Here is a 22584-nt window from a genome sequence, read left to right as displayed (position 1 = left end):
TCGCTGTCCCGCCCTGTCCAGCTCTCACCCATCCCGTCACAGGGGCAGCCCCTGACCCCGGCCGCGCCAGCCGCACCGAGGCCGAGGAGTTCCCCATGGCACTCACGTCCACCCCTACTCCAAGGGGTGTCCCGTCCGACAACGCACCACCACCTGCGGTCTACGACGGGACGTCTCCCTTCCCGATCGGTGACTCGCGCACCCCGCGCGGCGGCGGCGAGCGGCTCTACGTGACGGTGACCGCGGTGATCGTGGTCCTGCCGTTCGTCGCCCTCGGCCTGGCCGGATGGCTGTTGTGGGGACGGCTCATCCATCCCGCCGACGTCGTTCTCGCGGGCGTCCTCTACATCGTCACCGGCCTCGGCGTCACCGTCGGCTTCCACCGCGGCCTCACCCACGGCGGCTACCGAGCCGTCCGTCCGGTGCGCGTCGCGCTCGCGGTCGCCGGGTCGATGAGCTTCCAGGGCGACGTCATCGGCTGGGTCGCGACCCACCGCCGGCATCACGCGTTCACCGACCGCCCGGGAGACCCGCACTCCCCGTACCGCTACGGCACCCATCTGCGCGGCCAGTTGCGCGGACTGTTCCACGCACACGTCGGCTGGCTGTTCCGCAGCGAAGCGACACCGGCCGAGCGGTTCGCCCCGGACCTTCTCGCCGACCGCGACATGCGCGCCGTCTCCCGGGCCTTCCCTGCCCTGTGCTTCCTCACGCTCGCCCTGCCCTTCGGTCTGGGGTGGGCGATCGGCGGCAGCTGGGTGTACGGCGTGACCGCCCTGCTGTGGGCGGGACTTGTCCGGATCGCGCTGCTGCATCACGTCACGTGGAGCGTCAACTCGCTGTGCCATCTGATCGGTGACCGTCCGTTCCGGACCAGGCGCCACGACCGGGCCACCAACCTGTGGCCCCTGGCCCTGCTGTCGTTCGGTGAGAGCTGGCACAACATGCACCACGCCGATCCGACGAGCGCCCGTCACGGCGTGGACCGCGGCCAGATCGACCCGTCGGCCGCCACCATCCGCCTTCTCGAACGGCTCGGCTGGGTGTCCGAGGTGCACTGGCCGACAGCGGAGCGCGTCACCGCTCGCCGCCTGTGAACTCAACCGCCTTTCCGTGCAGGTCCGTTGGCTGGAGCCACCATGACCACCGCAGTGCAACCCCCGCTTCCCGAGCGCCCGTTCCTCCGCCTGCGCCTGGCGCCGCACGGCGGGCTGCCCCGAGCCATCGACGGGGCATGGTGGCCGCACTCCGACGACCTGCTCACCGAACTCCCCCAGCTGCTCGCCGGGTTGCCGAGCGCATGGGGCCACATCAGCAGTGTCACGGTCAACAGCGCCGCGTGGTCCGCGCTGCCCGGCCGCATCCTCGTCGTCAACCAGGTCGTACGGCTCACCACGACCGCGACGACGTCCGACCCCCACACCATCGTCCTCGTCGCGCCCGGAGAGGGGCGCTGGGACCTGCTGGTCGTCCCTCCGGGCGCGACCGAGGACGCCGCCGAACCTCTCATGTCGGCCGCTGCGGGCCTCTTCCGCTGACCGGCCGTCGGCGGCACGTCCCACGAACAGCCGGGAGGCCGACCCACGACGGACCCGCCCTGCCCGGCCGGCCGGTGGCGGCGACCGTCACCTCCCCGCCACCGGTCGCGCGTGCCGTTCCCCGTCGTATCCGTACGACGGGGAAGGGCGGCCTTCCTGGTCCACCGCCATGAGGTCGGAGGCGGTCGGCGCCGGCACGGCGACCGCCGTCGCGGCGGTCATCAGCCGGTCCGCCGCGGCGGCGTCGGTCTCCGGGGGGATCACCAGGAGGTCCCAGCGGCCCGCCGTGTAGGACAGCAGCAGGATCTTGTGCTGCTCGAACGGCGAGGTGAACCAATCGACCTTCACCACGTGGCCGTTCACCACGATCCTGCGCGGGATGATCGGCCACTGGAGGGGGTTGACGGCGATCCGCGTGATGCGCCCCCAGAGGGGGTCGAGCACATCGGCCAAGGCGGTGAGTTCGCGGGCCAGATCACGCGTTCGGGGCCACCATGCCCCGTCCAGACCGGTGGGACCGGCCGACGGACTCGGGCTCACGGGCTTCAGGGCGAGACGTGTGGTCGGGGATCTGAAGGGCACGGCACGCGGCGAGGGCTGGTCTGTGGTCGTGGTCATCGTGCGGGACCCGTCCCCGGACCGCCACTCGTACGCGGACGCCCGGTGTCGTGACTCACCAGGAACGACACCGGCATCGGGGCCGGTGCGCGGAATGCTCCCGATGCGTCAACGCTACTCCCGGGAAGGGCAGAACGGACCCTTCGCCGGGGCCCGCTCATCTCCGGTCGGAGCGCCCGGCAGAGGAGCGGCTGGACTCCAGCCAGGAACGTGCCGGTTCCGCCGCTCGGTCGGTGTCCACCGTGAGGTGAAGTCGGGTACCGCCTTCGACGCTCGCGGGGTAGCTGCGCTGTTCGGTGGCTGCGAAGCAGTGCCGGAGCACTTCCGCCACGCGGCGGGCGACCTTCGGGGAGGCGGCTGTGATGCGTACCTCCGCGTGTCCGTCCGACGCGACTTCCGTTGGCTGCATGGCGACCTCGAAGTTCGGCACGCGGCGCCCCGTGGTGCGGGGCGGGGATCAGCGGCCGGATCTTCAACTGTACTCCCGCGTGACTTCTGTCATCCGGGATCCCTTCTGCGATCCCGTGCGGCCTCTGTGATCCCGTGCGGCTTCTGCACCGGCCACCCGACCTCGACGTCCAGCCCCCGGCGTCGCGTCGGCCGTGCGCTGCGTCTCATCTGTCACTCCCGCATCGTCAACGGCGATTCGGACATGAACGGGTGCGGACCGGCCCCGATATCGCGGCACGTCCGGTCCCGCCTCCCCGTCCCCCACGGATTCCGATGCGGCCGAAACACGTGCGTTCGATATCGCGGCACGTGTCGTTGAGTCCGGTGAAAGCAGCCCTCACCACACGAAATCACCTGAGGGGGCGTGCAGTTGACCTCTGCTTCCACCTCCGCCTCAGCAACCTCGCCACCACCGCGGCCGACCGAAAGGACACGCGCATGACCAGCCTGGACGCCATGCCGTCCCCGCACTCCCGACCCGCCACCGGGCACCACGGCACCTCGGCTCTTCTCGTCGACGACTCAGGGCGGTACCTGCTGCATCTGCGGGACGCGAACAAGCCCATCTGGCGGCCCGGCCAATGGGGTCTGCTGGGCGGGGGTACGGAGCCCGGCGAGTCGCCCGCCCAGGGCATCGCCCGCGAGCTCCTCGAAGAGACCGGCCTCACCGTTCCGGATCTCGCACCCTTCCTCGTCGTCGACACCTTCGACGTCGACGGCACACTGACCGACCGCTGCCTCGTCCACGTGGGCACGCTGAACCGGCCGGCCCACGAGATTCCCCTCCACGAAGGCATCCAACTGCGCTGGACCAGCATCACCGAGACGGCGCACATGGCCATGGATCCCGGCACGACGGCGGTTCTCCGCGAGCACCGGAGGGACCCGCGTCCCCGCCTGGACGCCGACGGAGTGCCGCGGACCGTGTGTGTCCGGGAGGGTGGCGAGGTCCGCGCCCGCAGCATCGTGGGCGCCCACCTCGTCCTCGTACGGGACGGTGCGGTGCTGCTCGGCAGACGGCACCCGGACAGCGCGTACGCCCCCTCGACGTGGCATGTGCCGGCCGGGCATCGGGAGCCCGGTGAGTCCGCGCTCGCCTGCATGGTGCGGGAGACCGCGGAGGAGACCGGGATCGCCGTCGAGCCGGACGCGCTCTCCCTCGTCCACACCGTGGACCTGTGCAACCCCGGAAGTCCCTTTCCCCGTGTGCAGTTGTTCTTCGCCGCGGCCCGCTGGAGCGGCGAACCCCGGGTCCTCGAACCCGACCGGTGCACGGCATGGCGGTGGTGGCCCCTGGACGCGCTCCCGGACGACCTGGTCGGCTACACCCGTACGGCACTCACCGCCATCGCCGCCGGGAGCGTCTACACGTCGCTCGGCTGGGCGGAGTGAGGCGCCAGGTCATGTCGGAGGCGGCCCCCGCGACGGCGCGGGGGTCAGGGTGGCGCGGGCGGGCTGTCCGGTGAGCGGCCCGTCGGCTCGGGCGGTGTGCGGAGTTCGCCGATCACTGACCACGCGACCGACACCATCGGCACGGCCACGACGGCGCCGATGACGCCGGCGAGGATGCTTCCGCCGATGACGGAGACCGCGACGACCACGGGGTGCAGGCGGACCGCCCAGCTCAGGACGAGCGGATGCAGTACGTGGCCCTCCAACTGGCCGATGACGACGATCAGGCAGAGCACCACGATCGCGACGACCGGCCCCCTGGTGGCCAGGGCGACGACGGTGGCCACGCCGAGCGCGACGGGCGAGCCCACCAGCGGGATGAACGCCGCGAAGAACTCCAGCAGGGTGAGCGGCAGCGCGAGGGGGACCCCCAGCGCGTACAGGGCGATCCCGACGAGCACGGCGTTGGTGGCGGCCACGATGATGATGCCGCGCGTGTACCCGGCGAAGGACCGCCAGGCCGCGCGTCCCGCCCGGTCCCAGGGGTCGCGTGCGCTCTGCGGGATCAGGTCCTTGAACCAGCGCCAGAACCTGTCCCCTGAGCGGATGAAGAACAGTGAGCAGAACAGGGCGAGCACCAGCCCGGTGACGACCTCCACCGCACGCCCGACGCCGCTCAGGGCGCTGCTGATCAGCACCGACCGGTTCTCGGAGACGAGATGGGCGACCTTGTCCTGGAGGTTCGACAGCACCGCGTGGCTGACGTGGAAGGGGGATCCCTCCAGCCACCGCTCGATGCGCCCCAGTCCCCCGGCGAACTCGTGCCCCAGGCGGCCCGACTCGCCCGCCACGAGCCCGCCGACCAGTGCCAACAGCCCGAGGACGAGCAGCACGCTGCCCCCGATGCTGATCACCACGGCCGGCGTCCGGGGCATGTGACGGGCCAGCAGGTCGGCGAGGGGGCGCAGGACAGCCGTGATGACCAGCGCGAGGAAGAGCGCCACGGCGACGAGTTGCAGTCGGCCCAGGAGGGAGAAGACCGCGTAGGCGACCACGCCGACGACCACCAACCGCCAGGCGTACGCGGCGGCCACCCGGAGTCCGTGGCCCACGGCCGCGCCGTCGCGGCCTGCGCCGCCGGAGCCCGCGGTCGCGACGGCCGTGCGGGCCCGCGCCACGGAACGGGACCCGCGCGCGGAACGGTTCCCGAGCACGACGGAGCGCATCCGGCGTCCGCCGCGCCCCGTGCCGGGCGCGTCCCGCTGCCGGTGCGAACGACGCGGTCCGGCGTTCACCCGTGTGCCACCGCCCTCGCGTCGTCGGGACCGACGCCCCCGTGCTCGCGTACGGGAATCGCCGGGCGACCCAGGTGGCGCGGGGATGCCGCGACCGGGTCGTGATCGGTACTCCCGTGGGCGTCCAGGTCAGCGTGGGGGCGCGTACCGGGGCCCGCAACCCGGGAGTCGTACGGTGACGGCACTCCGGTGACGGGCGGGAGCCGGGGTCCGGTGCCGCCCCGGGAAGGTGGTCACCGGGGCGTCGGCCCTTCCGTCCCGGTGTGCCGGACGTGGCGGCTCGGGAGCCGGGCCCCGCTGGAAGCGACTGTCGGCCGCGGCGGGCGATGCCGTCGGCCGAACGGACTAGTCGATGTTCGCGAAGGTGATGGTGACCGGGTTCTGCTCCAGGCCGGTGTTGCCGACGCTGAAGACGTGTCCGGGGAGGCCCAGGCCGCTGAGGGTGTTGTCCGTGATGGTCTGGGTGGCGGTGGTCCCGTCGCCGTTGCCGTTTCCGGCGTCACCGTCGGCGGCGGCGGTTCCGGCCAGGCCGACCAGCGCGACGACGGCGACGGCGGGGAGGGCGAGAGCGGTGCGGATGCGCATGGGTGTGTCCCTTCGATGTCGGTGGTTCTGCGTTGCACCACCAAAAGCGATCATCATGGCGACACGCGCGGATTGCGCCGTCCCTTGGCGCGCCGCCGAGCGTTCCTCACCCGGGTTCCAGCGATCCGCTGCCCGAGCCGCCCTCGCCGCGTGGCTTTCCCCTGTCAGGATGCGGTCCGACTGGCAGACGATGTCATTACCGGCATTCCCCCCTATATTGGGTCTGTGATCAGGCGGCTGGACGTACTCGACACCGCTGACGACGGCATGACGGAAAGCGAGGTCTTCCGGCTCGCCCTCCAGCACTCCATGGCGGAACTGGGGAGCGTCGGCGGGGCCGTCTATCTGCGGGGCCCGATGTCGGCCCTGCGTCTCGTCTCCTCCGCCGGGCTGCCGGCGTCGCTGACGCGGGCCTGGGAGATCGTCGACCAGAACGGACCCACCGCCACCGCGTGTGCCGTGCGGACCTGCGAACCCGTATGGCGGGCCGCAGTCCCCGCCGACCTCGTGGAGCCGGCGGCTCCGCTGCTGTCGCGGTCCGGCTGGTTCTCCGTACCGCTGGTCGACGGGCTGCGGGCCATCGGTGCGATCACGTGTCTCAGTGGCGACAACCGGGAGCCGACGCCCGAGCAGTGGGCGTTCCTCGCCGCTGTGGCGGACTGGACCATGGGCCGACTCAAGGGGATGCCGGCCCCGGCTCGGCTCGGGACCGATCTCGACTTCACTCCCGTCGGCTCGTGGGAGTGGGACGTGCGCACCGGCGAGCTGCTGTGGGACGCGGCGGCCATGAGCGTCTACCACACCGATCCGGCGGACTTCGTGCCCCGCGTGGAGAGCTGGATGAAGGCGGTGCACGCCGACGACCTCCCCAGCACGCTCGCGGCGGCCGACCGCACCATCCGGACGCACACTCCGTTCGAGGCGGAGTACCGGGTCCGGGGCGGCGACGGGACCTACTCGTGGACGCGCGCGTCCGGTCACGTCGTCCTCGACGACCAGGGGCAGGTCATCCGCATCGTCGGCAAGGGCTGGGCCAGTGACGCCTCGCGGTCCACCCGCCACGCGCTGAGCCGCGCCCTGCAGTACATGAGCGACGCGTTCCTGTCCGTGGACGACGACTGGCGCATCACGTTCGCCAACCTGGAGGCCGAACGCGTTCTCGGTGTTCCCGGCGAGCAGCTCGTCGGACGTGACCTGTGGGGGTTGCCCGCTCTGCGCACGATGCCGGACGTGGCGGCGCGGTGCAGGCGGGGGGCCGAGGAGTCCGTCGCTCTCGGCTTCGACGTCACGATGGCCGACACCGGTCTCTGCTACCACCTGCGGCTTGTTCCGGTCCCGGGCGGTGTCACCCTGTACCTCACCGACGTCACCGACTCGCGGCGCCGTGAGACCGAGCAGGTGGAGGCCATCCGGAGCGCGGCGGAACGGGCGAGTCGTACGGTGGAACTGACCAGTCAGCTCGCCGCGGCCACCACCTCCCACGACGTGGTGAGCGCGATCGCGCAGCGGGTGCTGCCGCCGTTCGACGCCGGGGGCCTGCTGGTGCTGGTCCGCGAGGGCGACAGGCTGGTGCACATCGGGTCGGTCGCCTACCCGGACGCGTTCCTCCGGCAGATGCACGGAACGCAGGGCATGGAGCTGTCCGCCGACCATCCGGTCGGGCGGGCGGTCCTGACGGGTGAGCCCCTCTTCTACTCGTCCCGCGACGAATGGGCGTCCGCGTTCCCCGAGGGCGTCAGCCGGCCCCCGACCACCAAGGAGGCCTGGGCCTTCCTCCCGTTGACGGCTTCCGGCCACACCTTCGGCGTGTGCGTGATCGCCTTCGACACTCCGCGGCGTCTCAGCTCCGAGGAGCGCACGCTGCTGATCACCATCAGCGCCCTCGTGGCGCACGCCCTGGAGCGGGCACGGCTGTACGACGCCGAACTCACCCGCTCGCAGGAACTCCAACGGGCGCTGCTGCCGCCGAGGTTGCCCGTCCTGCCGGAGGTGACCGCGGCGGCCCGGTATCTGCCGGCCGGGCAGACCGCCGACGTGGGCGGCGACTGGTACGACCTCATCCCGCTGTCGGCGGGGCAGGTCGCCCTCGTCATCGGCGACGTGATGGGGCACGGGCTGCCCGAGGCGGCGACGATGGGCCGCGTGCGGACCGCGCTGCACACACTGGCCGCCCTGGAGCTGCCGCCCGACGAGATCATGGGCCACCTGAACGACATCGTCGGCGGCCTCGGTGAACATTCCTACGCCACCTGCCTGTACGCGTTGTACGACTCCACCGACGGCTCGTGCACCGTGGTGCGGGCGGGACATCCACCACCGCTCGTCGTCCTGCCCGACGGGAGCGCCCACTTCCCCGACGTGGCCTCCAACCCCCCGCTGGGCGCGGCGTTCCCGCCGTTCGAGACGACGGAACTCAAGCTGTCGGCGGACAGTCTTCTGGTGCTCTACACGGACGGGCTCGTGGAGTCACGGCACCGTGAGATCGACCAGGGCATGGCCCAGCTCGCCGAGTTGCTCCCCCGGGCCGCCCTGAGCACCGACCTGGAGGACGTGTGCGACGCCGTCACCGTGGGGCTGCTGCCGGGCGGGCAGCCCACGGCGGACGACGCCGCGCTGCTCATCGCGCGGGTGCACGGCGTGGCCGACCGCCAGATGGCCTCCTGGGCGCTGCCCGAAGGGCCGGAGGCCGCGGGTGAGGCCCGCCGGCATGTCCGGGAGCAGCTCGCGCGGTGGGACCTGGACGACCTGGTCATGACCACGGAGCTGCTGGCCAGCGAACTCGTCGGCAACGTCATCCGGCACGCCAGAGGTCCCATCGGCCTCCGGCTGCTGTGCAGCGGGACCCTCGTCTGCGAGGTGTCCGACGCGAGCCTGACCATGCCCCGCATCCGCCGCGCCTCCGAGACCGACGAGGGCGGCCGGGGCCTCCAGCTCATCAACGCCCTCTGCGAACGCTGGGGCAGCCGCTACACCACGGAGGGCAAGGCCATCTGGACGGAGCAGCCGCTTCCGGAGGGAGAGGGGCCCGGGGGCGGGGACATGTCCGGCGGGGGTGCCGACCCCGCGTCCTGACGCAGGACGCGGCACCGGCGTCCCGCCGGGTCACACGACCTCTCCGCCCGACTGCCCGGTGCCACCCGTCCGGTCGGCCTGCTGATACAGCGTCACCAGCACTCCGTGCACCGGCTGATCGCCCGCGTCCTCCTCGGCCTCGTCGACCAGTCGGGCGAGGGTTTCCGCCAGATGCCGCGCCCTCGTCGGACTGAGCCGGAGATGACGCAACGTCAGTTCCACCTCGGCGGGCGAGTGTTCGAGTTCCTGGGCGACGCCTGCGAACATGGCCGCGGTGCCGGCGGGCTGGGGCTCCGTGACCAGCATCCGGCGCGCGGTGCGCTGGTAGTACTGCTCGGTTCCGCCGCGCACCTGGCGGGTCTCGGCGACGTGGACCAGTCCGGCGTCGCGAAGCACCTTGAGGTGATGGCTCACGTTGCCCTTCCTCGCGTCGAGCTGCACCGCCAACTGACTGGTGGTCGCGGGCCTGTGCCCGAGGGCGAAGAGCAGCCGCTGACGCAACGGGTGGGCGAGCGCGGCGAACTGCTCGGGCGCGCTGATCTCCTGGACCTCTTCAGGAGGCCGTATGTGCGAGGGCTCGTCATGCATGGCGAAAAGTGTCTAACTGTCTTGACGCTTTCGCAAGCCCGGTGCTCTACTCGCCGCCATGACGACCCTGACACACCTCAGCCCTGCCCCTGTCATCGACGAGACCGTCCGTCTCCTGACCGAGCACTACGTCTTCCCCGAAGTCGCCGCGGAGTTGGGGTCCCTGCTGCGACGGCGGTTCGCCGAGGGCTCGTACGACGTCGACAGCGCCGAGGAGTTGGGCCGGCTCGTCACCGCGGACCTGCAGTCGGTCAACGGCGACCGCCATCTGAGTCTGAAGTACCACGCAGAGTCGGTACCCGAAGAGCAGGGGGCCGCCGCTCTGGCCGCCATGCGCCGCGACTTCGACAACTCCCTGGGGGGCGCGCCCCGCGTCGAGTTGCTCGACACGGGGGTGGCGGTGGTGGAGCTGGCCCCGGCGTTGTTTCCGCTGGAGTGGGCGGCGGAGCCGCTGACCGCCGCGCTCAGTCTCGCCGCGAACGCCCGCGCCCTCGTCCTGGACCTGCGCGCCAACCTCGGCGGCGATCCGGACACGGTCGCCTTCGTCTGCAGCCACCTGCTGGACGAGCGCACCCACCTGAACACCATGTTCTGGCGCGCCGGCGAGCGCTTCGAACAGTCCTGGAGTCTGCCGCACGTCCCCGGCAGACGGTTCGGCGGCACCGGGCCGGTGTACGTCCTGACCAGTGACCGCACGTTCTCCGCCGCCGAGGAACTCGCCTACGACCTGCAGCAGCTCGGCCGCGCCGTGATCGTGGGTGAGCGCACCCGCGGAGGCGCGCATCCGCGGGAGGGCTGGACGGTGCACCCGCACCTGGAGGCGACGATCCCGGTCGGCCGCTCGGTGAACCCGGTCTCGGGCACCAACTGGGAGGGCACCGGCGTCGTGCCGGACGTCGTCTGCCCGGCCGCCGACGCCCTGGACCGCGCGCACGCGCTGGCGTCGGCGCGGCTCTCGGGCTGACGACGATCGGCAGCTCGCGCGCCCCCACGGCGGGGCTCGTGGTTCAGGGTGCGATCACCAGCCGTTCGATGAGGTCGTCCCGGAGGGTGAACCGGAACCGCAGGTCCACCTGTCCGCCGGGGAAGTCGCCTGCGAGGTGGTGGGTGGCGGTGTAGTGGGTCGCGTCGGTGCGGTGGGCCGCTGTGAGTTCGGTGGTGTACGTGTACTCACTGGCGGCCCGGCCGAGCCAGTCGGCGATGGCCGACGTGCCCTCATGGGTCGTGCCGTCGTCCGTGACGGACGCGTCGTCGGTGAGGGTGGTGAGCGCCGTGGCGGTGTCGCGGTCGCGGTGGGCGGCCAGGTAGCGCGTGACCACCGGGGGAAGTTCGGCGGGGTCGATGGGCGGGTGCTGGTCATGAGGCATGAGGGGTCCCGGGTGAGGAGAGGGCGGATCAGACGGTGGGGGTGGTGCCACCGTCGATGACGTGCTCGGCGCCGACGATCGACGCGGCGCGGTCGGAGACGAGGAAGGTGACCAACTCGGCGACTTCCTCGGGGTGGTTGGGGCGGCCCAGCGGGATGCCGCCGAGTGAGTCCATGAGCTGGTCCAGCGCGGCCTCCCGGCCGATGCCGGCGTTCTCCGCGATCCGGGCGACCAGGTCGTCCGCCGCGGTGGTCCGGACGAAGCCGGGCGAGACCGTGTTGACGCGGACGCCGTGCGGGGCGACCTCGTTGGCCAGTCCCTTGCTGTAGGTCGCCAGCGCGGCCTTGGCGGCGGCGTAGGCGAGCGTGCCGTTCCAGAGCGGCATGCGGCGCTGGATCGAGGTGACGTGCACGATCGCGCCCTTGCCCGCCTCGATCATGCCGGGCAGCAGACCACGGTCGAGCCGGACCGCCGCCAGCAGATTGGTGTTCAGCTCACGCGCCCAGTCGTCGTCGCCCAGTGCCGCGTACCCGCCCGAGGGTGCCTCGGAGCCGCCGACGTTACTGACCAGGATGTCGATGCCGCCCAGGCGGTCGAGTGCCTCGGAGACCACCGTCGCCGCACCTTCGGGGGTGGACAGGTCCGCCGCGATGAAGGTGTCGGGGCTGAGACCGTCGGGCCGGTTGCGGGAGGTCACCAGGACGGTGGCGTCGGCCTGGGTGAGGCGCCGGGCGACGGCGGCGCCGACCCCTCTGGTGCCGCCGGTGACCAGTGCGCGCCGGCCCTTGAGCGAGTCACTGACAGGGCTTGTCATGGAAGGTTCCGTTCCTCGGGTGCGGGCGCGCAGAACGCACCGGCCCCGGTTGCTGCTAAAATAGAAGCTAGTAACTTTCACTTTAGCAGTAACTCTGGGGAGCAGTCATGGCAGGCCGGATCAGGCTGGAGGACCGGGAGTGCCCGCTGTCCACGACGGCGCAGCACGTGGGCGAGTGGTGGACGCTGCTGATCCTTCACGACGCCTTCGACGGGTACACCCGCTTCGACCAGTTCCAGGAGAGCCTCGGGATCTCCTCCAGCATGCTCACCGCCCGGCTGAAGACGCTCGTCGCGGACGGTCTGCTGGAACGCCGGCCCTACCAGACGCAGCCCGTGCGCCACGAGTACGTACTGACCGAACTGGGCCGCTCCCTGCGCCCGGTGATCGTCGCGCTGGCTGCCTGGGGGAACGCCCGGCTCGCGCCGGAGCGGCGCAGCATGATCCTCGTCGACGCCGTGAGCGGCGAGGAGGTGCAACCGGTGGTCGTCGACGCCGGGTCCGGCCGTCGTCTCGACGACAGCGAGGCGTACGTGTTCACCGCGGGGCCGGCCGCGAGTGACGGCATGCGGGCCCGCTACGCCGACACCGTGCCCGCGCGCTCGGCGCTCACCCCTGAGGGCGCGGACAACGGCTGACGTCCGGGCGGTCGGGAGCGGTGTCGACGTTCAGCGGGGTACGACCGGACGCCGAGCAGTCGTCGGGCCGTACGGTCTTCCCCGGGCCCGCTCGACGTGAGGCCGTCGGCCGCCTGGGCCTCCCACTCCCCCGGTGGCAAGGCGGGAAGCCGGCGGATCGTGCCGGCGTCAGGCGACGGGCCCGGATCCGCCGTCACCGCTCGTCGGGTCGTGCTCGGCTCAACTGCGCGCGAACTCCAGGAGGTCGGCGTTGAAGATCTCGGCGAACTTGGGAACCATCGCCAGTCCGTGCGGGGCGCCCGGGTAGACCTTGTAGACGCAGTCCTTGACGAGCTTGGAGGACTTGTCGCCCGCGGCCACCTTGGGGACGATCTGGTCGTCGTCGCCGTGCACGATCAGCGTGGGGACGTCGACCTTCTTGAGGTCCTCGGTGGTGTCGGTCTCCGAGAAGGCCTTGATGCAGTCGTAGGCGCCCTTGATGCCGACCGTCATGCTCCAGAGCCAGAACTCGTCACGGGTTCCCTGCGTGACCGTCGAGTCGTCACGGTTGGCTCCGTAGAAGGGGGCGCTGAGGTCCTTGTAGTACTGCGAGCGGTCCGTCTCGACGCCCTTGCGGATCTCGTCGAAGACCTCGATGGGCAGGCCCTCGGGGTTCGCGTCCGTCTTGAGCATCAGGGGCGGGATCGCGCCGAGCAGGACCAGTTTGGCGACCCGACCGGTGCCGTGCCGGCCGATGTAGCGGGTGACCTCGCCGCCGCCGGTGGAGTGGCCGACCAGGATCACGTCGTGCAGGTCCTCGGCCTCGATGACAGCCGCCAGGTCGTCGGCGTACGTGTCGAGGTCGTTGCCCTCCCACGACTGCCCGGAACGTCCGCCACCGCGCCGGTCGTGGGCGATGGCGCGGAAGCCGTTGTCCGCCATCACCTTCATCTGGGGATCCCACGCGTCCCCGATCAGCGGCCAGCCGTGGGAGAACACGACCGGCTGGCCCGAACCCCAGTCCTTGTAGAAGATCTGCGTGCCGTCCTTGGCGGTGGCGAAGGGCATGTGAATTTTCCTCTCGAACAGGTTCGGAACTCCACGCGTCGCACGATTTCCGTGCTTGATCCGGCTTTTCTGGCGACGCCACGATGAACCGCTTCGGACGTACAGGGAGTCGACGGAGAGGTCGGCGGCGAAGGGCGACCGGAATGAGCACGTCGTCGACCTCACTCTAGCCGAGGCACCGACCTTCAGCGCGTTGGGCGAACAGCCGGAAAAACACCGGAGAACAATGGATTCCGGCCACTCCCCAAACACGTCACCGCGCGGCAGGGCGCGGCTCCTATTACCCTGGCGCCCGTATTCTTCCGTTCCCCGATATCCGGTTCCCGGACCGGATGTCGCTACACGCCGGCCACCCTGTACATGCGCTCCAGGACGCCCACCGTCACCACCGCGTAGGCGAGGTGCGGGACCACGTCGGAGATCCAGTCCGTGGCCGACCAGGTGCGGGGGTCCGTGACGCCGAGGACGGTCATCGGGGCGTTGGTGCCGATCAACGCGCCGAGTGTCGCGACCGTGTACTCCGTGGTCAACGACGGGCGCCAGCCGGCTGCGCGGGCCACCGACAGCACGGCGCCCATGCCAAGGCCGGCGGCGAACCCGGTCATGGGGGCGAGGCCCGCGATCCGGTTCTTCAGCGTCTCGCCCTCGCCCGGAATCCGCACGTGCAGCTTGTCCGCGAGCTTGCGGAGGGTGACCTCGGGCGTCGAACTCGCGGGCCTCGCCCGCCAGGCCATGTCGGCGTAACTGACGATGTTCAGCGCGGTCGTGCCGGCGGCGCCTGCCGCGGCTCCGTAGAGCAGCGGGCGTGTCACACAGGTCATGTCCGTCCCCTCTCCTCGTCCCACTGGGTCACTTCGCCTCGTCCCACCAGTCGCTGACCAGTTCCGCGTACAACTCCGGCCGTTCCTCCCAGCAGAAGTGGCCCGTGTCGATGAAGTCCAGTCGGCTGTGCGGCAGTCGGTCGTGCAGGAACTCGGCGTTCGCCTGCGGCACGACCGCGTCCCGGACACCGGCGATGATCCGCACCGGGGTCCGGATGCCGGGCAACAGGTCGGCGAGGACGGGCAGTTCCGCCGGGTACGCCCGCGCGTAGAGCATCGATTCCACGAAGCGGTCGCCCACGTAGGACGCGTGATAGTCGTCTCGGATCTCGTCGGACGGCGTGAAGCCGTCGATGGTCGACAGCGCGGCGTCGACGATCCGTCGCGGATCGATCCGCCGGTACGGTTCCAGGTCCGGCGCCTCCACCCACTCCTTCAGCGGTCCCGTGAGCTGAAGCGGCACCACGGCTCCCCCACTGCCCACGACCACGCTGCGGAACCTGCCCGGCTGCGCGGCTGCGGCGAAGAGCGTCGACGCCGTGCCGATGTCGGGGCCGACGAGGTGCGGCTGCTCCAGCCCGAAGGCGTCGGCCAGCCGCACGACGAACTCGCCCATCGCCCGCGGTGACCGCAGTGCGTCACGGGACTCCGACCTGCCGAATCCCGGTGGGTCCACGGCTATCAGGCGCGCGCTCCGGGAGAGCCGGGGCCACACCTGCTCGAACGCGAAGACGCTCTCGGGCCAGGGGCTCAGCAGCAGGGCGTCCTGCCGCACGCCGTCCGCGTCTCCACTCCGCGCGAAGCGGACGGAGAGGCCGTCGACGGTGGTGAATTCCGGGCGGACGGACGTGGGCGCGTTCACGGTGGGCACGCCTTCCGGGCCCCGGATGAGCAAGCCATTCATCCACTCTAAAATAGTCCGGTGTCACCGGCCACACGAGGACCGGCCGACGCACCGCAGTAGAATCCCCCACTTCAGGAGCCACTGTGACGGAACGCCCTCCCCTCCCGCCGTTCACCCGTGAATCCGCCCTGGAGAAAGTCCGTCTGGCCGAGGACGGCTGGAACAGCCGTGATCCGCACAAGGTTTCGCTGGTCTACTCCGAGGACTCTCGGTGGAGAAACCGCGACGAGTGGGTCGACGGGCGGGACGAGATCGTCGAGTTCCTGACCCGTAAATGGTCGAGAGAGCTGGACTATCGCCTCATCAAGGAACTCTGGGCATTCGACGGAAACCGTATCGCGGTGCGTTTCGCGTACGAGTCCCACGACGCCGACGGCAACTGGTTCCGTTCGTACGGGAACGAGAACTGGGAGTTCAACGCGGACGGCCTGATGGCGGTGCGGCACGCCTCCATCAACGACGTGCCCATCACCGAATCCGGCCGCAAGTACCACTGGCCGCTGGGCCGTCGGCCGGACGACCACCCCGGGCTCACCGAACTCGGGTTCTGAGGCCGGATCCCCACGGAGGTGGGCACACGTGACAGCCGACGCAGACGAAGAGGGGCGTTACACCACAGCCCTCGACACCGCCGGGCGGCTGCTCGGCGTTCCGCTGACGGGGTTCCTCGAACCCGGCCCCGGTGAGCCCGCCAACGGCGCGGACTTCAAGCGTCTCGCCACCGTCCACACCTTCGGCGACGCGTGGCCGCGCACCGAGGTGCTCGACACCCGGACGCGCGCCCTGGTGTCCGTGACGATCGCCGCGACCCTGGGCACGCTCGAACCGCTGCGGGGACAGCTTCGTATCGCGCTCAACAACGGTGTGACGCCGGAGGAGATCGTCGAATTGTTCATCCACGTCGAGGCGTACGCCGGGGCCGCCCGCGCCTTCGACAGCTACCAGATCGCGCTGCAGGTGTTCGCGGAGGCCGACCGCGCGCGACAGGACGGGTAGGTCGCACCGGTCCGTGAGGGCTGGCGTCCTCGTACCCCCGGGGCCCCGGGTGGCACGCCGGGTGTCACGGCAGCAGGCGCTGTTCCTTCGCCACCGACACCGCGCCCGCCCGGGTGTCGACGCCGAGCTTGTCGTAGATGCGGCCGAGGTGGGTCTTGACCGTCGCCTCGCTGATGAACAGGGCCCTGGCGATCTCGCGGTTGCCGAGGCCCTGGGCGAGCTGGGTCAGGATGTCGCGTTCGCGGTCGGTGAGGGTGGGCCGCGGGCTGCGCATGTTGGCCATCACCCGGCTCGCGACCGGCGCCGACAGGGCCGTGCGGCCCTGGGCGGCGGCCTGGATCGCGGCGAACAGTTCCTCGGGGCGTTCGGCCTTCAGCAGGTAGCCGGTCGCACCGGCCTCGATGGCCCGCGTGATGTCGGCGTCGGTGTCGTACGTCGTCAGCACCAGGACGTGCGGTGCGCGGCCGGGAGCCGCGGTGAGACGGCGGGTTGTCTCCACGCCGTCGATGCCGTCGCCGAGCTGGAGGTCCATGAGGACCACGTCGGGGGCGAGCTTCGCGCTGAGCGCCAGCGCCTCCTCGCCCGTACCGGCCTCTCCGACGACCTCGATGTCCGGCGCGCTGTCGAGCAGGGCGAGCAGTCCGGCCCGGACGACGGCATGGTCGTCGCACAGCAGGATGCGGACGGGGTGGCGTGAGGCGCCGGGCACGGCTGTCATCGGGGGGACTCCAGGGGGATCGCTGCGGACAGGACCGTGCCCTCGCCGGGCGCGGACTCGATGGTGAGGGTGCCGCCGAGCTGGCTCGCCCGTGCGCGCATCGCCGGCATTCCGTGGCCGCGCACCCCGGACGTGGGGGCGGGCGGCTCCCCGGGGGTGAAACCGCGGCCGTCGTCGGCGACGTCGAGGACGACCTGGTCGTCCAGCAGGGTGAGCGTGAGCGTGGCCGTCCGTGCCCCGGAGTGCTCCCGTACGTTGGCCAGGGCGCCCTGGGCGATCCGCAGCAGGGCGGAGCGGACCCGCTCCGGCACGTGCGGGACGCGTCCGGCGTCCTCGACGTGGACGCGGACCGTGAGGCGCTCACCCGACTCGCGCCGGGCGAGCGCGCGCAGTGCCTGCTCAATGCCTGCGCCGCGGGCCAGGTCGGCGGGACCGAGGTCGTGGACGAAGCGGCGGGCCTCGTCGAGGTTGTGCTCGGTGACGGCCTCGGCGGTGCGGACATGGGCGCGCGCCTTGCCGGGGTCGGACTCCCAGACGCGGTCGGCGGCCTGGAGCAGCATTTGCTGGCTCGACAGTCCCTGGGCGAGCGTGTCGTGGATCTCCATGGACAGCCGCTGCCGTTCGCCGAGGGTGCCGGCGCGGCGCTCGGCGGCGGCCAGTTCGCGGCGGGTGCGGATCAGGTCGTCGATGAGGGCGCGCTGGCGTGCGGTCTGCCGTTCCATCTGAAGGAAGACGGCGGTGGCGATCGCGGCGACGGCGGGCGGTGCGAGCAGCAGGTTCGGGTCGAAGCCGCCGGCGAGGCGGAGCTGGGCGGCGGCGACGAACGCCGTCAGCACCACGACGAGCACGAGCGCCGCCCGGGTGGGCAGCATGCGCAGACCTGTGTAGAAGAGCGGCACGGCGCACCAGGCGAAGCTGGGTGCGAGCAGCACGAGGACCACCCACACCGCGACGACGGTGGCCAGCCAGCCGAGCCCGGGGACGGCGGGCAGCGGCCCGCCGGTACGGTTCCGGGCGGTGTCCCGGCCGGAGAGTCCCGCGTGACCGCGAACGGCTCCCGCGGAGGGGACGGCGTAGAGGACGGCCAGGGCGACGGAGAGCGCGATGATCCACGGTGTGCGGGTCTCTCCGGGGTGGCGCAGCAGGAAGCGCGCGAGGGCGCCGCCCAGCAGCAGGAAGAACGCCACGTGCATCACGACGCCGAGCAGGCGGGTGTCCGCCGCGTACCGGGGGTCCGTCCGCTCGTCGGTGCCGCCGCTCCGGACCTCGCCCGTGCCGTCCGCGCGGTCCGCGCCGAGGTCCCGGTCGTCCGTCCGGCCCGTTTCCGCGCCCATGCCGTCCACCTCCTTCACCGCTTCCCTTCGCGCCTCCGGCCTGCCCGAACCCTTCCATGGTGACCCGTCCGGACGGGCCCGGGGTCATCCGATCGGTTGGCCCCGGTGTGGGCCGGTCGGCAGCGCGCGGCGAGCCGGAACGCCGACGGTGACGGGCCTTTGACGGCACCAGGCTGGAGAGCGGAAGAAGCGAACCGCCCTCCCAGACCTGGAGTCGACCTCATGAAGAAGCTCTCCCGCCGTGCCCGTATCGCCACCGGCGGTGCCGTCCTCGCCGCCGTCGCCGCCGGCACGTTCGGCACGGTGTCCGCGAACGCCTCGTCGCCCGCCTCCACCGGCGCCGCTCCCGTGGCGAGCGTGAAGGGCGGCGGCACGGTCACGTCCACCCACCTCTCGATCGACGCCGCCACGAAGGGCGCGCAGGCCGCGCTCGACGCCGCCGAGAAGGAGAACCAGAAGGTGACCGTCGCCGTCGTCGACCGCAACGGCAACACGCTGGTCACCCTGCGGGGCGACGGCGCGGGCCCGCAGTCGTACGAGTCCGCGGAGCGCAAGGCGTACACGGCCGTCTCCTGGAACGCGCCCACGTCGGAGCTGGCCAAGCGCCTGGCGCAGACGCCGAACCTGAAGGACATCCCCGGCACGCTGTTCCTCGCCGGTGGCGCGCCCGTGGACGTCAAGGGTGCCCCGGTCGCGGCGATCGGTGTCGCCGGGGCCCCCTCCGGTGACCTGGACGAGAAGTTCGCGGCGGCGGGCGTGGCGGCGCTGGGCCACTGACCCGGAAGCGGTGCGCCTACCCGCCGGGCCGCGACGGGGTCCAACCGGGTCGGGAGGACCCCGCTCGGGGGCCGGGGCGGGTGGGGTTCCACCGGGTCCGGCGGGGTCCCGCCCGAAGGCCGGTCCGATGCCGACCCGGCGGAGCCCGGCGCGCACCCCTGAACGCATGATGACCTCCGCGGCCCACCACCTCACCGGTGTCCCGTCGCAGGGGCGGCGACCGGCGCGCGGCGCGCCCGCAGGTGTACGACGAAGGAGCACGGCCACATGAACCCGCACGACCTCGCCCTGCTCGACGCCGCCCGTGAGGGCGACGCTGACTCGGTACGTTCCGCGCTCGCCGCGGGCGGCGATCCCGAGGCGCGCGACGCGCACCGTCGCACCCCGCTGCTCCTCGCCTCCCTCGGCGACCACGTGCCGGCGGCGGAGGTGCTCGTCGCCGCCGGTGCGGACCCGGACGCGCAGGACGACCGTGAGGACAGCGCCTGGCTGGCCACGGGTGTCACGGGCAGCGTCGCCATGATGCGGGCGCTCCTCCCGGCACGGCCGGACCTGGCGGTGCGCAACCGCTTCGGCGGCATCGCGCTCATCCCCGCCTCGGAACGAGGGCACGTCGACTACGTTCGCGCGCTGCTCGACGAGACGGACATCGACGTCGACCACGTCAACCGCCTCGGCTGGACCGCTCTGTTGGAGGCGGTGATCCTGGGTGACGGCGGGCGGGCGCACCAGGAGATCGTGGAACTGCTCCTGGCGGCGGGTGCCACGCCCGGACTCCCGGACGCCGAGGGCGTGACCGCCCTGGAGCATGCCGAGCGACGTGGGTTCACGGTGATCGCGGGCCTGTTGAGGACCGCGAACGGGGATCGGTCCTGACCTTCCCGGACAACGGGGCCGTCCGACGGGAAGCGACAGCAGGCGACAGCAGGCGCGAGGACGGCCCGGCCGGTGACACGACGTGTGTCGCCGGCCGGCCCGTCCTTTGTCACCCGGCGGGCCGGCCGTCGCCCCGGTCGCCGGCGCGTCCGAAGAGGTCGCCGGCCACCACGCCGCGCGTGGAGAACGTGACGGGTTCGCCCGGCAGGAAGTCCCCCGGCGGGATGCCGGGGTGGTGGCCGTCCGCCGGTGACGCGTGCCCGGAGCGCGGGCCCAGCGCCAGCCGGGACACGATGCGGTAGCGGTCGCCCCGGTAGATCGAGTGGACGTACTCCACGGGCCGGCCGGCGGAGTCCGAGGTGAGGCGCTCGAAGAGGAGGGCCGGGGAGAGTTCCGGCACGTCGAGCAGGCCTGCCTCGTCACGGCTCACCACGGTCGGTTCGATCGACTGGACCGCCTCGCTGACCTGGATTCCGTGCCGCTCGCCGAGGTGCTCGTACAGGTCGCCGTTCTCCAGTTCGTCACTGGTCAGGTCGGGCACCAGGTCGGCGGGGACGTGCAGGTACTCGATGGCCATCGGCGAGCCGTCGACCAGTCGCAGGCGCGCCACGTAGCGGATTCTGGCCGCGGGCGAGAGGCGCAGTCTGCGGCCGACCCGGGCGCCCGCGGGAAGCGTGCTGAACTCCAAGAGTCTGCTGGTCCACGTACCGGCGGCCTGCGGGAGGCTGAAGTTCTCCCGGCCCGAGACCAGTTCCTGGGTGATCTTCTCGGCGGCCACGAACATGCCCCGGCCGTGCTCGCGCACGAGCAGCCCGGCGACGACGAGTTGGTCGACGGCGGCCCGCAACGTCGGTCGGGAGACGCCGAGTTCGGCGCAGAGCGCACGCTCGGAGGGGATGGCGTCCCCGGGGCGGCGCTCCTCGATGAGTTCGAGGATCGTGTCACGGACCCTCTCGCGCTTGAGGACCGCGCGGGAGGCGGCGGGATCGATCTCCATGCGGTGCTCTCGTTCGTCGTCGTTACCGGGCAACTGGTATGGCCCCTGACCATAACTGGTCTGCTGGACAAGGGCGGCCCTTGAGATCGCGCCGCCCGGACCTCCCCCTCCATTCGACGGCAACCACACCCCTCTTCGCCAAGTCCCCCTTCATTCCAGGGGGGTTGACGCGTGCAATGGTCTATGCCACCTTCATGCGACGTCAACTGGTAAAGCCCATGGGGCAACTGGTCAAGCGTCTAGTGCCGTTCTCCCCACCGTGTTCCTGCGCACCCCCACCCTCCCGCGCCGAACGGGAGCCCCCGAAAGGAACTCACATGAGAAACCGTCCGCCGACCGGCCGCCGCCGTCTGGCCCTCGCCCTGTCCGTCCTCCTCGGCGGCAGTGCCCTGATCGCCCTCCCGACGACCGCCGGCGCCGCCGACGGCGGTGTGGCCGTCCAGTACCGCACCAGCGCGAGCGGAGCCACCGCCGATCAGAGCGAACCGTGGCTCAAGGTGCGCAACACGGGCTCGACATCGGTCCAGTTGAGCCAGGTGAAGATCCGCTACTACTTCAAGGCGGACTCGGCGAGCACCACCTACCGCTTCGCGTGTTCGTGGGCGGTCAAGGGCTGCGCGAACGTCACGGGCACGTTCGGCACGCTGGCCAACCCCACCGCGACCGCGGACCGCTATCTGGAGATCGGCTTCACCTCCTCGGCGGGCACGCTGGCGTCCGGGGCGGACACCGGTGACATGCAGCTGCGCTTCTACCAGGCCAACTGGCAGACCCTGAACCAGGCGGACGACTACTCCTTCAGCGGCGCGCAGACCTCGTACGCGGACTGGAACAAGGTCACCGCGCAGCTCGCGGGAGCCACCGTCTGGGGCACCGCTCCGGCCGGCAACGACCCGACGGATCCGACCGACCCCACCGACCCGACGGATCCCACCGACCCGCCCGGCGGCGGCCAGTCCCTGTTCGACGACTTCAGCTACGCGTCGTACACCGACCCGGCGATCTCCGCCCACGGCTGGAACGTGCGCTCCAACTCCGGCGGTCCCGGGGTCCCCGGCGCCAACTGGGACCCCTCGAAGGTCACCTTCCCCACGGTGTCCGGGAACAAGGTGATGAACCTGGAGACGTCGACCGCGGGTACCGCGGAGTCGACCAAGCAGACCGAGGTCGTCTCCAAGAGCACGAAGTTCAAGAACGGCACCTACGCGGCGCGTGTGAAGTTCGCCGACGCCCCCCAGTCGGGCCCCGACGGGGACCACCTGGTGCAGACGTTCTTCACCATCAACGACCTCAAGGCCCCGATGGCCGACGACTACGCCGAGTACGACTTCGAGTACCTGCCCAACGGCGGCTGGGGCGAGTCGGGCAACATCCTGTACACGACGTCCTGGGAGACGTACAACCCGGATCCCTGGCAGGCGGTCAACCAGCACACCGAGTCGCGCCAGAGCTACGCGGGCTGGCACGACCTGGTGCTCACGATCGACAACAGCAGCATCAAGTACTACATCGACGGACAGCTCTTCGGCACCCATGACGCCCAGTACCTGCCCGAGCGGCCGATGTCGATCAACTTCAACCAGTGGCTGATCGACCTCGCCGGACAGACGTCGACGACATCGCGGGCCTACAACGAGCAGGTCGACTACGTGCTGCACGTCAAGGACCAGGTCCTCACCCCGGCCCAGGTGTCCGCGAAGGTGGCCGCGTACCGCACCGCGGGAACCGCGTTCGTGGACGAGGTCCCGGCCTCCTGA

The 22584-nt window shown here is 71.4% G+C and carries 24 protein-coding genes; 11 read left to right on the top strand and 13 right to left on the bottom strand.

Going from position 1 to position 22584, the window contains the following annotated elements; genetic code table 11:
• Window positions 1-95 precede the first annotated feature (95 nt).
• Window positions 96-1097 (top strand): acyl-CoA desaturase, encoded by a 1002-nt coding sequence (locus AB0C62_RS27800; protein ID WP_362977640.1) that lies wholly within the window; start codon window positions 96-98, stop codon window positions 1095-1097.
• A gap of 42 nt (window positions 1098-1139) precedes the next feature.
• On the top strand, window positions 1140-1538 hold the full coding sequence (locus AB0C62_RS27795; protein ID WP_362977638.1) for a DUF5994 family protein: 399 nt from the start codon (window positions 1140-1142) through the stop codon (window positions 1536-1538).
• An 87-nt stretch (window positions 1539-1625) separates the two neighbouring features.
• Here AB0C62_RS27795 and AB0C62_RS27790 read toward each other — a convergent pair whose 3' ends face one another.
• Both AB0C62_RS27790 and AB0C62_RS27785 read right to left on the bottom strand, forming a co-directional pair.
• On the bottom strand, window positions 1626-2156 hold the full coding sequence (locus tag AB0C62_RS27790) for a DUF5994 family protein (protein WP_362977636.1): 531 nt from the start codon (window positions 2154-2156) through the stop codon (window positions 1626-1628).
• A gap of 157 nt (window positions 2157-2313) precedes the next feature.
• Window positions 2314-2565: a hypothetical protein gene (locus AB0C62_RS27785; RefSeq protein ID WP_362977717.1), complete on the bottom strand. Its 252-nt coding sequence runs from the start codon at window positions 2563-2565 to the stop codon at window positions 2314-2316.
• 479 nt (window positions 2566-3044) lie between these two features.
• Here AB0C62_RS27785 and AB0C62_RS27780 point away from each other — a divergent pair, with 479 nt between their 5' ends.
• On the top strand, window positions 3045-3998 hold the full coding sequence (locus tag AB0C62_RS27780; RefSeq protein ID WP_362977634.1) for an NUDIX domain-containing protein: 954 nt from the start codon (window positions 3045-3047) through the stop codon (window positions 3996-3998).
• 44 nt (window positions 3999-4042) lie between these two features.
• On the opposite strand, the gene AB0C62_RS27775 is transcribed toward AB0C62_RS27780, so the two are convergent.
• Window positions 4043-5224 carry an AI-2E family transporter gene (locus AB0C62_RS27775; protein WP_362977632.1) on the bottom strand — a complete coding sequence of 394 codons (1182 nt, stop codon included), beginning with the start codon at window positions 5222-5224 and terminating at the stop codon, window positions 4043-4045.
• 414 nt (window positions 5225-5638) lie between these two features.
• Complete coding sequence (locus tag AB0C62_RS27770) at window positions 5639-5878, bottom strand: hypothetical protein (RefSeq protein WP_362977630.1); 240 nt, start codon at window positions 5876-5878, stop codon at window positions 5639-5641.
• Window positions 5879-6103: 225 nt separating this feature from the next.
• Here AB0C62_RS27770 and AB0C62_RS27765 point away from each other — a divergent pair, with 225 nt between their 5' ends.
• Window positions 6104-8950 (top strand): SpoIIE family protein phosphatase, encoded by a 2847-nt coding sequence (locus tag AB0C62_RS27765; protein WP_362977628.1) that lies wholly within the window; start codon window positions 6104-6106, stop codon window positions 8948-8950.
• Between the two features lie 30 nt (window positions 8951-8980).
• Here AB0C62_RS27765 and AB0C62_RS27760 read toward each other — a convergent pair whose 3' ends face one another.
• Window positions 8981-9538, bottom strand: coding sequence for a winged helix-turn-helix domain-containing protein (locus AB0C62_RS27760; RefSeq protein WP_362977626.1), 558 nt, complete (start codon window positions 9536-9538; stop codon window positions 8981-8983).
• Between the two features lie 58 nt (window positions 9539-9596).
• Between AB0C62_RS27760 and AB0C62_RS27755 the strand changes: the two genes are divergently transcribed.
• Window positions 9597-10502 carry a S41 family peptidase gene (locus AB0C62_RS27755; protein WP_362977624.1) on the top strand — a complete coding sequence of 302 codons (906 nt, stop codon included), beginning with the start codon at window positions 9597-9599 and terminating at the stop codon, window positions 10500-10502.
• 43 nt (window positions 10503-10545) lie between these two features.
• Here the strand turns inward: AB0C62_RS27755 and AB0C62_RS27750 are convergent, their stop codons facing one another.
• Window positions 10546-10905, bottom strand: coding sequence for a nuclear transport factor 2 family protein (locus AB0C62_RS27750; RefSeq protein ID WP_362977623.1), 360 nt, complete (start codon window positions 10903-10905; stop codon window positions 10546-10548).
• Between the two features lie 28 nt (window positions 10906-10933).
• A complete protein-coding gene (locus tag AB0C62_RS27745) occupies window positions 10934-11719 on the bottom strand; it encodes an SDR family oxidoreductase (protein WP_362977622.1) in 786 nt (261 codons plus the stop codon).
• Between the two features lie 107 nt (window positions 11720-11826).
• On the opposite strand from AB0C62_RS27745, the gene AB0C62_RS27740 reads away from it, so the two are divergent.
• Window positions 11827-12357 (top strand): helix-turn-helix domain-containing protein, encoded by a 531-nt coding sequence (locus AB0C62_RS27740; protein WP_362977621.1) that lies wholly within the window; start codon window positions 11827-11829, stop codon window positions 12355-12357.
• Between the two features lie 219 nt (window positions 12358-12576).
• Here the strand turns inward: AB0C62_RS27740 and AB0C62_RS27735 are convergent, their stop codons facing one another.
• From AB0C62_RS27735 to AB0C62_RS27725, 3 genes are all read right to left on the bottom strand, one after another.
• Window positions 12577-13404, bottom strand: a complete 828-nt coding sequence (locus AB0C62_RS27735) for an alpha/beta hydrolase (RefSeq protein WP_362977619.1) — start codon at window positions 13402-13404, stop codon at window positions 12577-12579.
• A 338-nt stretch (window positions 13405-13742) separates the two neighbouring features.
• Entirely contained in the window at window positions 13743-14225 is a 483-nt protein-coding gene (locus AB0C62_RS27730) for a hypothetical protein (protein ID WP_362977617.1), read from the bottom strand.
• A 28-nt stretch (window positions 14226-14253) separates the two neighbouring features.
• Window positions 14254-15129 carry an alpha/beta hydrolase gene (locus AB0C62_RS27725; RefSeq protein ID WP_362977615.1) on the bottom strand — a complete coding sequence of 292 codons (876 nt, stop codon included), beginning with the start codon at window positions 15127-15129 and terminating at the stop codon, window positions 14254-14256.
• Window positions 15130-15212: 83 nt separating this feature from the next.
• Here AB0C62_RS27725 and AB0C62_RS27720 point away from each other — a divergent pair, with 83 nt between their 5' ends.
• Window positions 15213-15680 (top strand): nuclear transport factor 2 family protein, encoded by a 468-nt coding sequence (locus AB0C62_RS27720; RefSeq protein ID WP_362977613.1) that lies wholly within the window; start codon window positions 15213-15215, stop codon window positions 15678-15680.
• Window positions 15681-15708: 28 nt separating this feature from the next.
• Window positions 15709-16125 carry a carboxymuconolactone decarboxylase family protein gene (locus AB0C62_RS27715; RefSeq protein WP_362977611.1) on the top strand — a complete coding sequence of 139 codons (417 nt, stop codon included), beginning with the start codon at window positions 15709-15711 and terminating at the stop codon, window positions 16123-16125.
• Between the two features lie 64 nt (window positions 16126-16189).
• On the opposite strand, the gene AB0C62_RS27710 is transcribed toward AB0C62_RS27715, so the two are convergent.
• On the bottom strand, window positions 16190-16843 hold the full coding sequence (locus AB0C62_RS27710; protein ID WP_362977609.1) for a response regulator transcription factor: 654 nt from the start codon (window positions 16841-16843) through the stop codon (window positions 16190-16192).
• A complete protein-coding gene (locus AB0C62_RS27705; RefSeq protein ID WP_362977715.1) occupies window positions 16840-18036 on the bottom strand; it encodes a sensor histidine kinase in 1197 nt (398 codons plus the stop codon). The genes AB0C62_RS27710 and AB0C62_RS27705 overlap by 4 nt, the downstream gene beginning before the upstream one ends.
• A 363-nt stretch (window positions 18037-18399) precedes the next feature.
• Here AB0C62_RS27705 and AB0C62_RS27700 point away from each other — a divergent pair, with 363 nt between their 5' ends.
• Together AB0C62_RS27700 and AB0C62_RS27695 are read left to right on the top strand one after the other, a co-directional pair.
• A complete protein-coding gene (locus AB0C62_RS27700) occupies window positions 18400-18954 on the top strand; it encodes a heme-binding protein (RefSeq protein WP_362977607.1) in 555 nt (184 codons plus the stop codon).
• 267 nt (window positions 18955-19221) lie between these two features.
• Window positions 19222-19830 (top strand): ankyrin repeat domain-containing protein, encoded by a 609-nt coding sequence (locus tag AB0C62_RS27695; protein ID WP_362977605.1) that lies wholly within the window; start codon window positions 19222-19224, stop codon window positions 19828-19830.
• Between the two features lie 109 nt (window positions 19831-19939).
• On the opposite strand, the gene AB0C62_RS27690 is transcribed toward AB0C62_RS27695, so the two are convergent.
• Window positions 19940-20827, bottom strand: coding sequence for a GntR family transcriptional regulator (locus AB0C62_RS27690; protein ID WP_362977603.1), 888 nt, complete (start codon window positions 20825-20827; stop codon window positions 19940-19942).
• A 317-nt stretch (window positions 20828-21144) separates the two neighbouring features.
• Here AB0C62_RS27690 and AB0C62_RS27685 point away from each other — a divergent pair, with 317 nt between their 5' ends.
• The gene (locus tag AB0C62_RS27685; protein ID WP_362977601.1) at window positions 21145-22584 is read left to right on the top strand and encodes a cellulose binding domain-containing protein; all 1440 of its coding nucleotides are present in this window, start codon (window positions 21145-21147) and stop codon (window positions 22582-22584) included.

This window comes from Streptomyces sp. NPDC048643 (assembly GCF_040650615.1).
Classification (GTDB): domain Bacteria; phylum Actinomycetota; class Actinomycetes; order Streptomycetales; family Streptomycetaceae; genus Streptomyces.
Note: the sequence above shows the minus strand (reverse complement) of the source record. Positions and strands in the feature narration are given on the sequence as shown.

Excerpts from the sequence above, each read along its gene's own strand:
- AB0C62_RS27745 (WP_362977622.1), bottom strand. The coding sequence starts at position 11,719 with ATGACAAGCCCTGTCAGTGACTCGCTCAAGGGCCGGCGCGCACTGGTC.
- AB0C62_RS27785 (WP_362977717.1), bottom strand. The coding sequence starts at position 2,565 with ATGCAGCCAACGGAAGTCGCGTCGGACGGACACGCGGAGGTACGCATC.
- AB0C62_RS27760 (WP_362977626.1), bottom strand. The coding sequence starts at position 9,538 with ATGCATGACGAGCCCTCGCACATACGGCCTCCTGAAGAGGTCCAGGAG.
- AB0C62_RS27755 (WP_362977624.1), top strand. The coding sequence starts at position 9,597 with ATGACGACCCTGACACACCTCAGCCCTGCCCCTGTCATCGACGAGACC.
- AB0C62_RS27770 (WP_362977630.1), bottom strand. The coding sequence starts at position 5,878 with ATGCGCATCCGCACCGCTCTCGCCCTCCCCGCCGTCGCCGTCGTCGCG.
- AB0C62_RS27725 (WP_362977615.1), bottom strand. The coding sequence starts at position 15,129 with ATGAATGGCTTGCTCATCCGGGGCCCGGAAGGCGTGCCCACCGTGAAC.
- AB0C62_RS27700 (WP_362977607.1), top strand. The coding sequence starts at position 18,400 with ATGAAGAAGCTCTCCCGCCGTGCCCGTATCGCCACCGGCGGTGCCGTC.
- AB0C62_RS27735 (WP_362977619.1), bottom strand. The coding sequence starts at position 13,404 with ATGCCCTTCGCCACCGCCAAGGACGGCACGCAGATCTTCTACAAGGAC.
- AB0C62_RS27730 (WP_362977617.1), bottom strand. The coding sequence starts at position 14,225 with ATGACCTGTGTGACACGCCCGCTGCTCTACGGAGCCGCGGCAGGCGCC.
- AB0C62_RS27795 (WP_362977638.1), top strand. The coding sequence starts at position 1,140 with ATGACCACCGCAGTGCAACCCCCGCTTCCCGAGCGCCCGTTCCTCCGC.
- AB0C62_RS27740 (WP_362977621.1), top strand. The coding sequence starts at position 11,827 with ATGGCAGGCCGGATCAGGCTGGAGGACCGGGAGTGCCCGCTGTCCACG.
- AB0C62_RS27685 (WP_362977601.1), top strand. The coding sequence starts at position 21,145 with ATGAGAAACCGTCCGCCGACCGGCCGCCGCCGTCTGGCCCTCGCCCTG.
- AB0C62_RS27780 (WP_362977634.1), top strand. The coding sequence starts at position 3,045 with ATGACCAGCCTGGACGCCATGCCGTCCCCGCACTCCCGACCCGCCACC.
- AB0C62_RS27800 (WP_362977640.1), top strand. The coding sequence starts at position 96 with ATGGCACTCACGTCCACCCCTACTCCAAGGGGTGTCCCGTCCGACAAC.
- AB0C62_RS27690 (WP_362977603.1), bottom strand. The coding sequence starts at position 20,827 with ATGGAGATCGATCCCGCCGCCTCCCGCGCGGTCCTCAAGCGCGAGAGG.
- AB0C62_RS27710 (WP_362977609.1), bottom strand. The coding sequence starts at position 16,843 with ATGACAGCCGTGCCCGGCGCCTCACGCCACCCCGTCCGCATCCTGCTG.
- AB0C62_RS27775 (WP_362977632.1), bottom strand. The coding sequence starts at position 5,224 with ATGCGCTCCGTCGTGCTCGGGAACCGTTCCGCGCGCGGGTCCCGTTCC.
- AB0C62_RS27750 (WP_362977623.1), bottom strand. The coding sequence starts at position 10,905 with ATGCCTCATGACCAGCACCCGCCCATCGACCCCGCCGAACTTCCCCCG.
- AB0C62_RS27695 (WP_362977605.1), top strand. The coding sequence starts at position 19,222 with ATGAACCCGCACGACCTCGCCCTGCTCGACGCCGCCCGTGAGGGCGAC.
- AB0C62_RS27705 (WP_362977715.1), bottom strand. The coding sequence starts at position 18,036 with ATGCACGTGGCGTTCTTCCTGCTGCTGGGCGGCGCCCTCGCGCGCTTC.
- AB0C62_RS27790 (WP_362977636.1), bottom strand. The coding sequence starts at position 2,156 with ATGACCACGACCACAGACCAGCCCTCGCCGCGTGCCGTGCCCTTCAGA.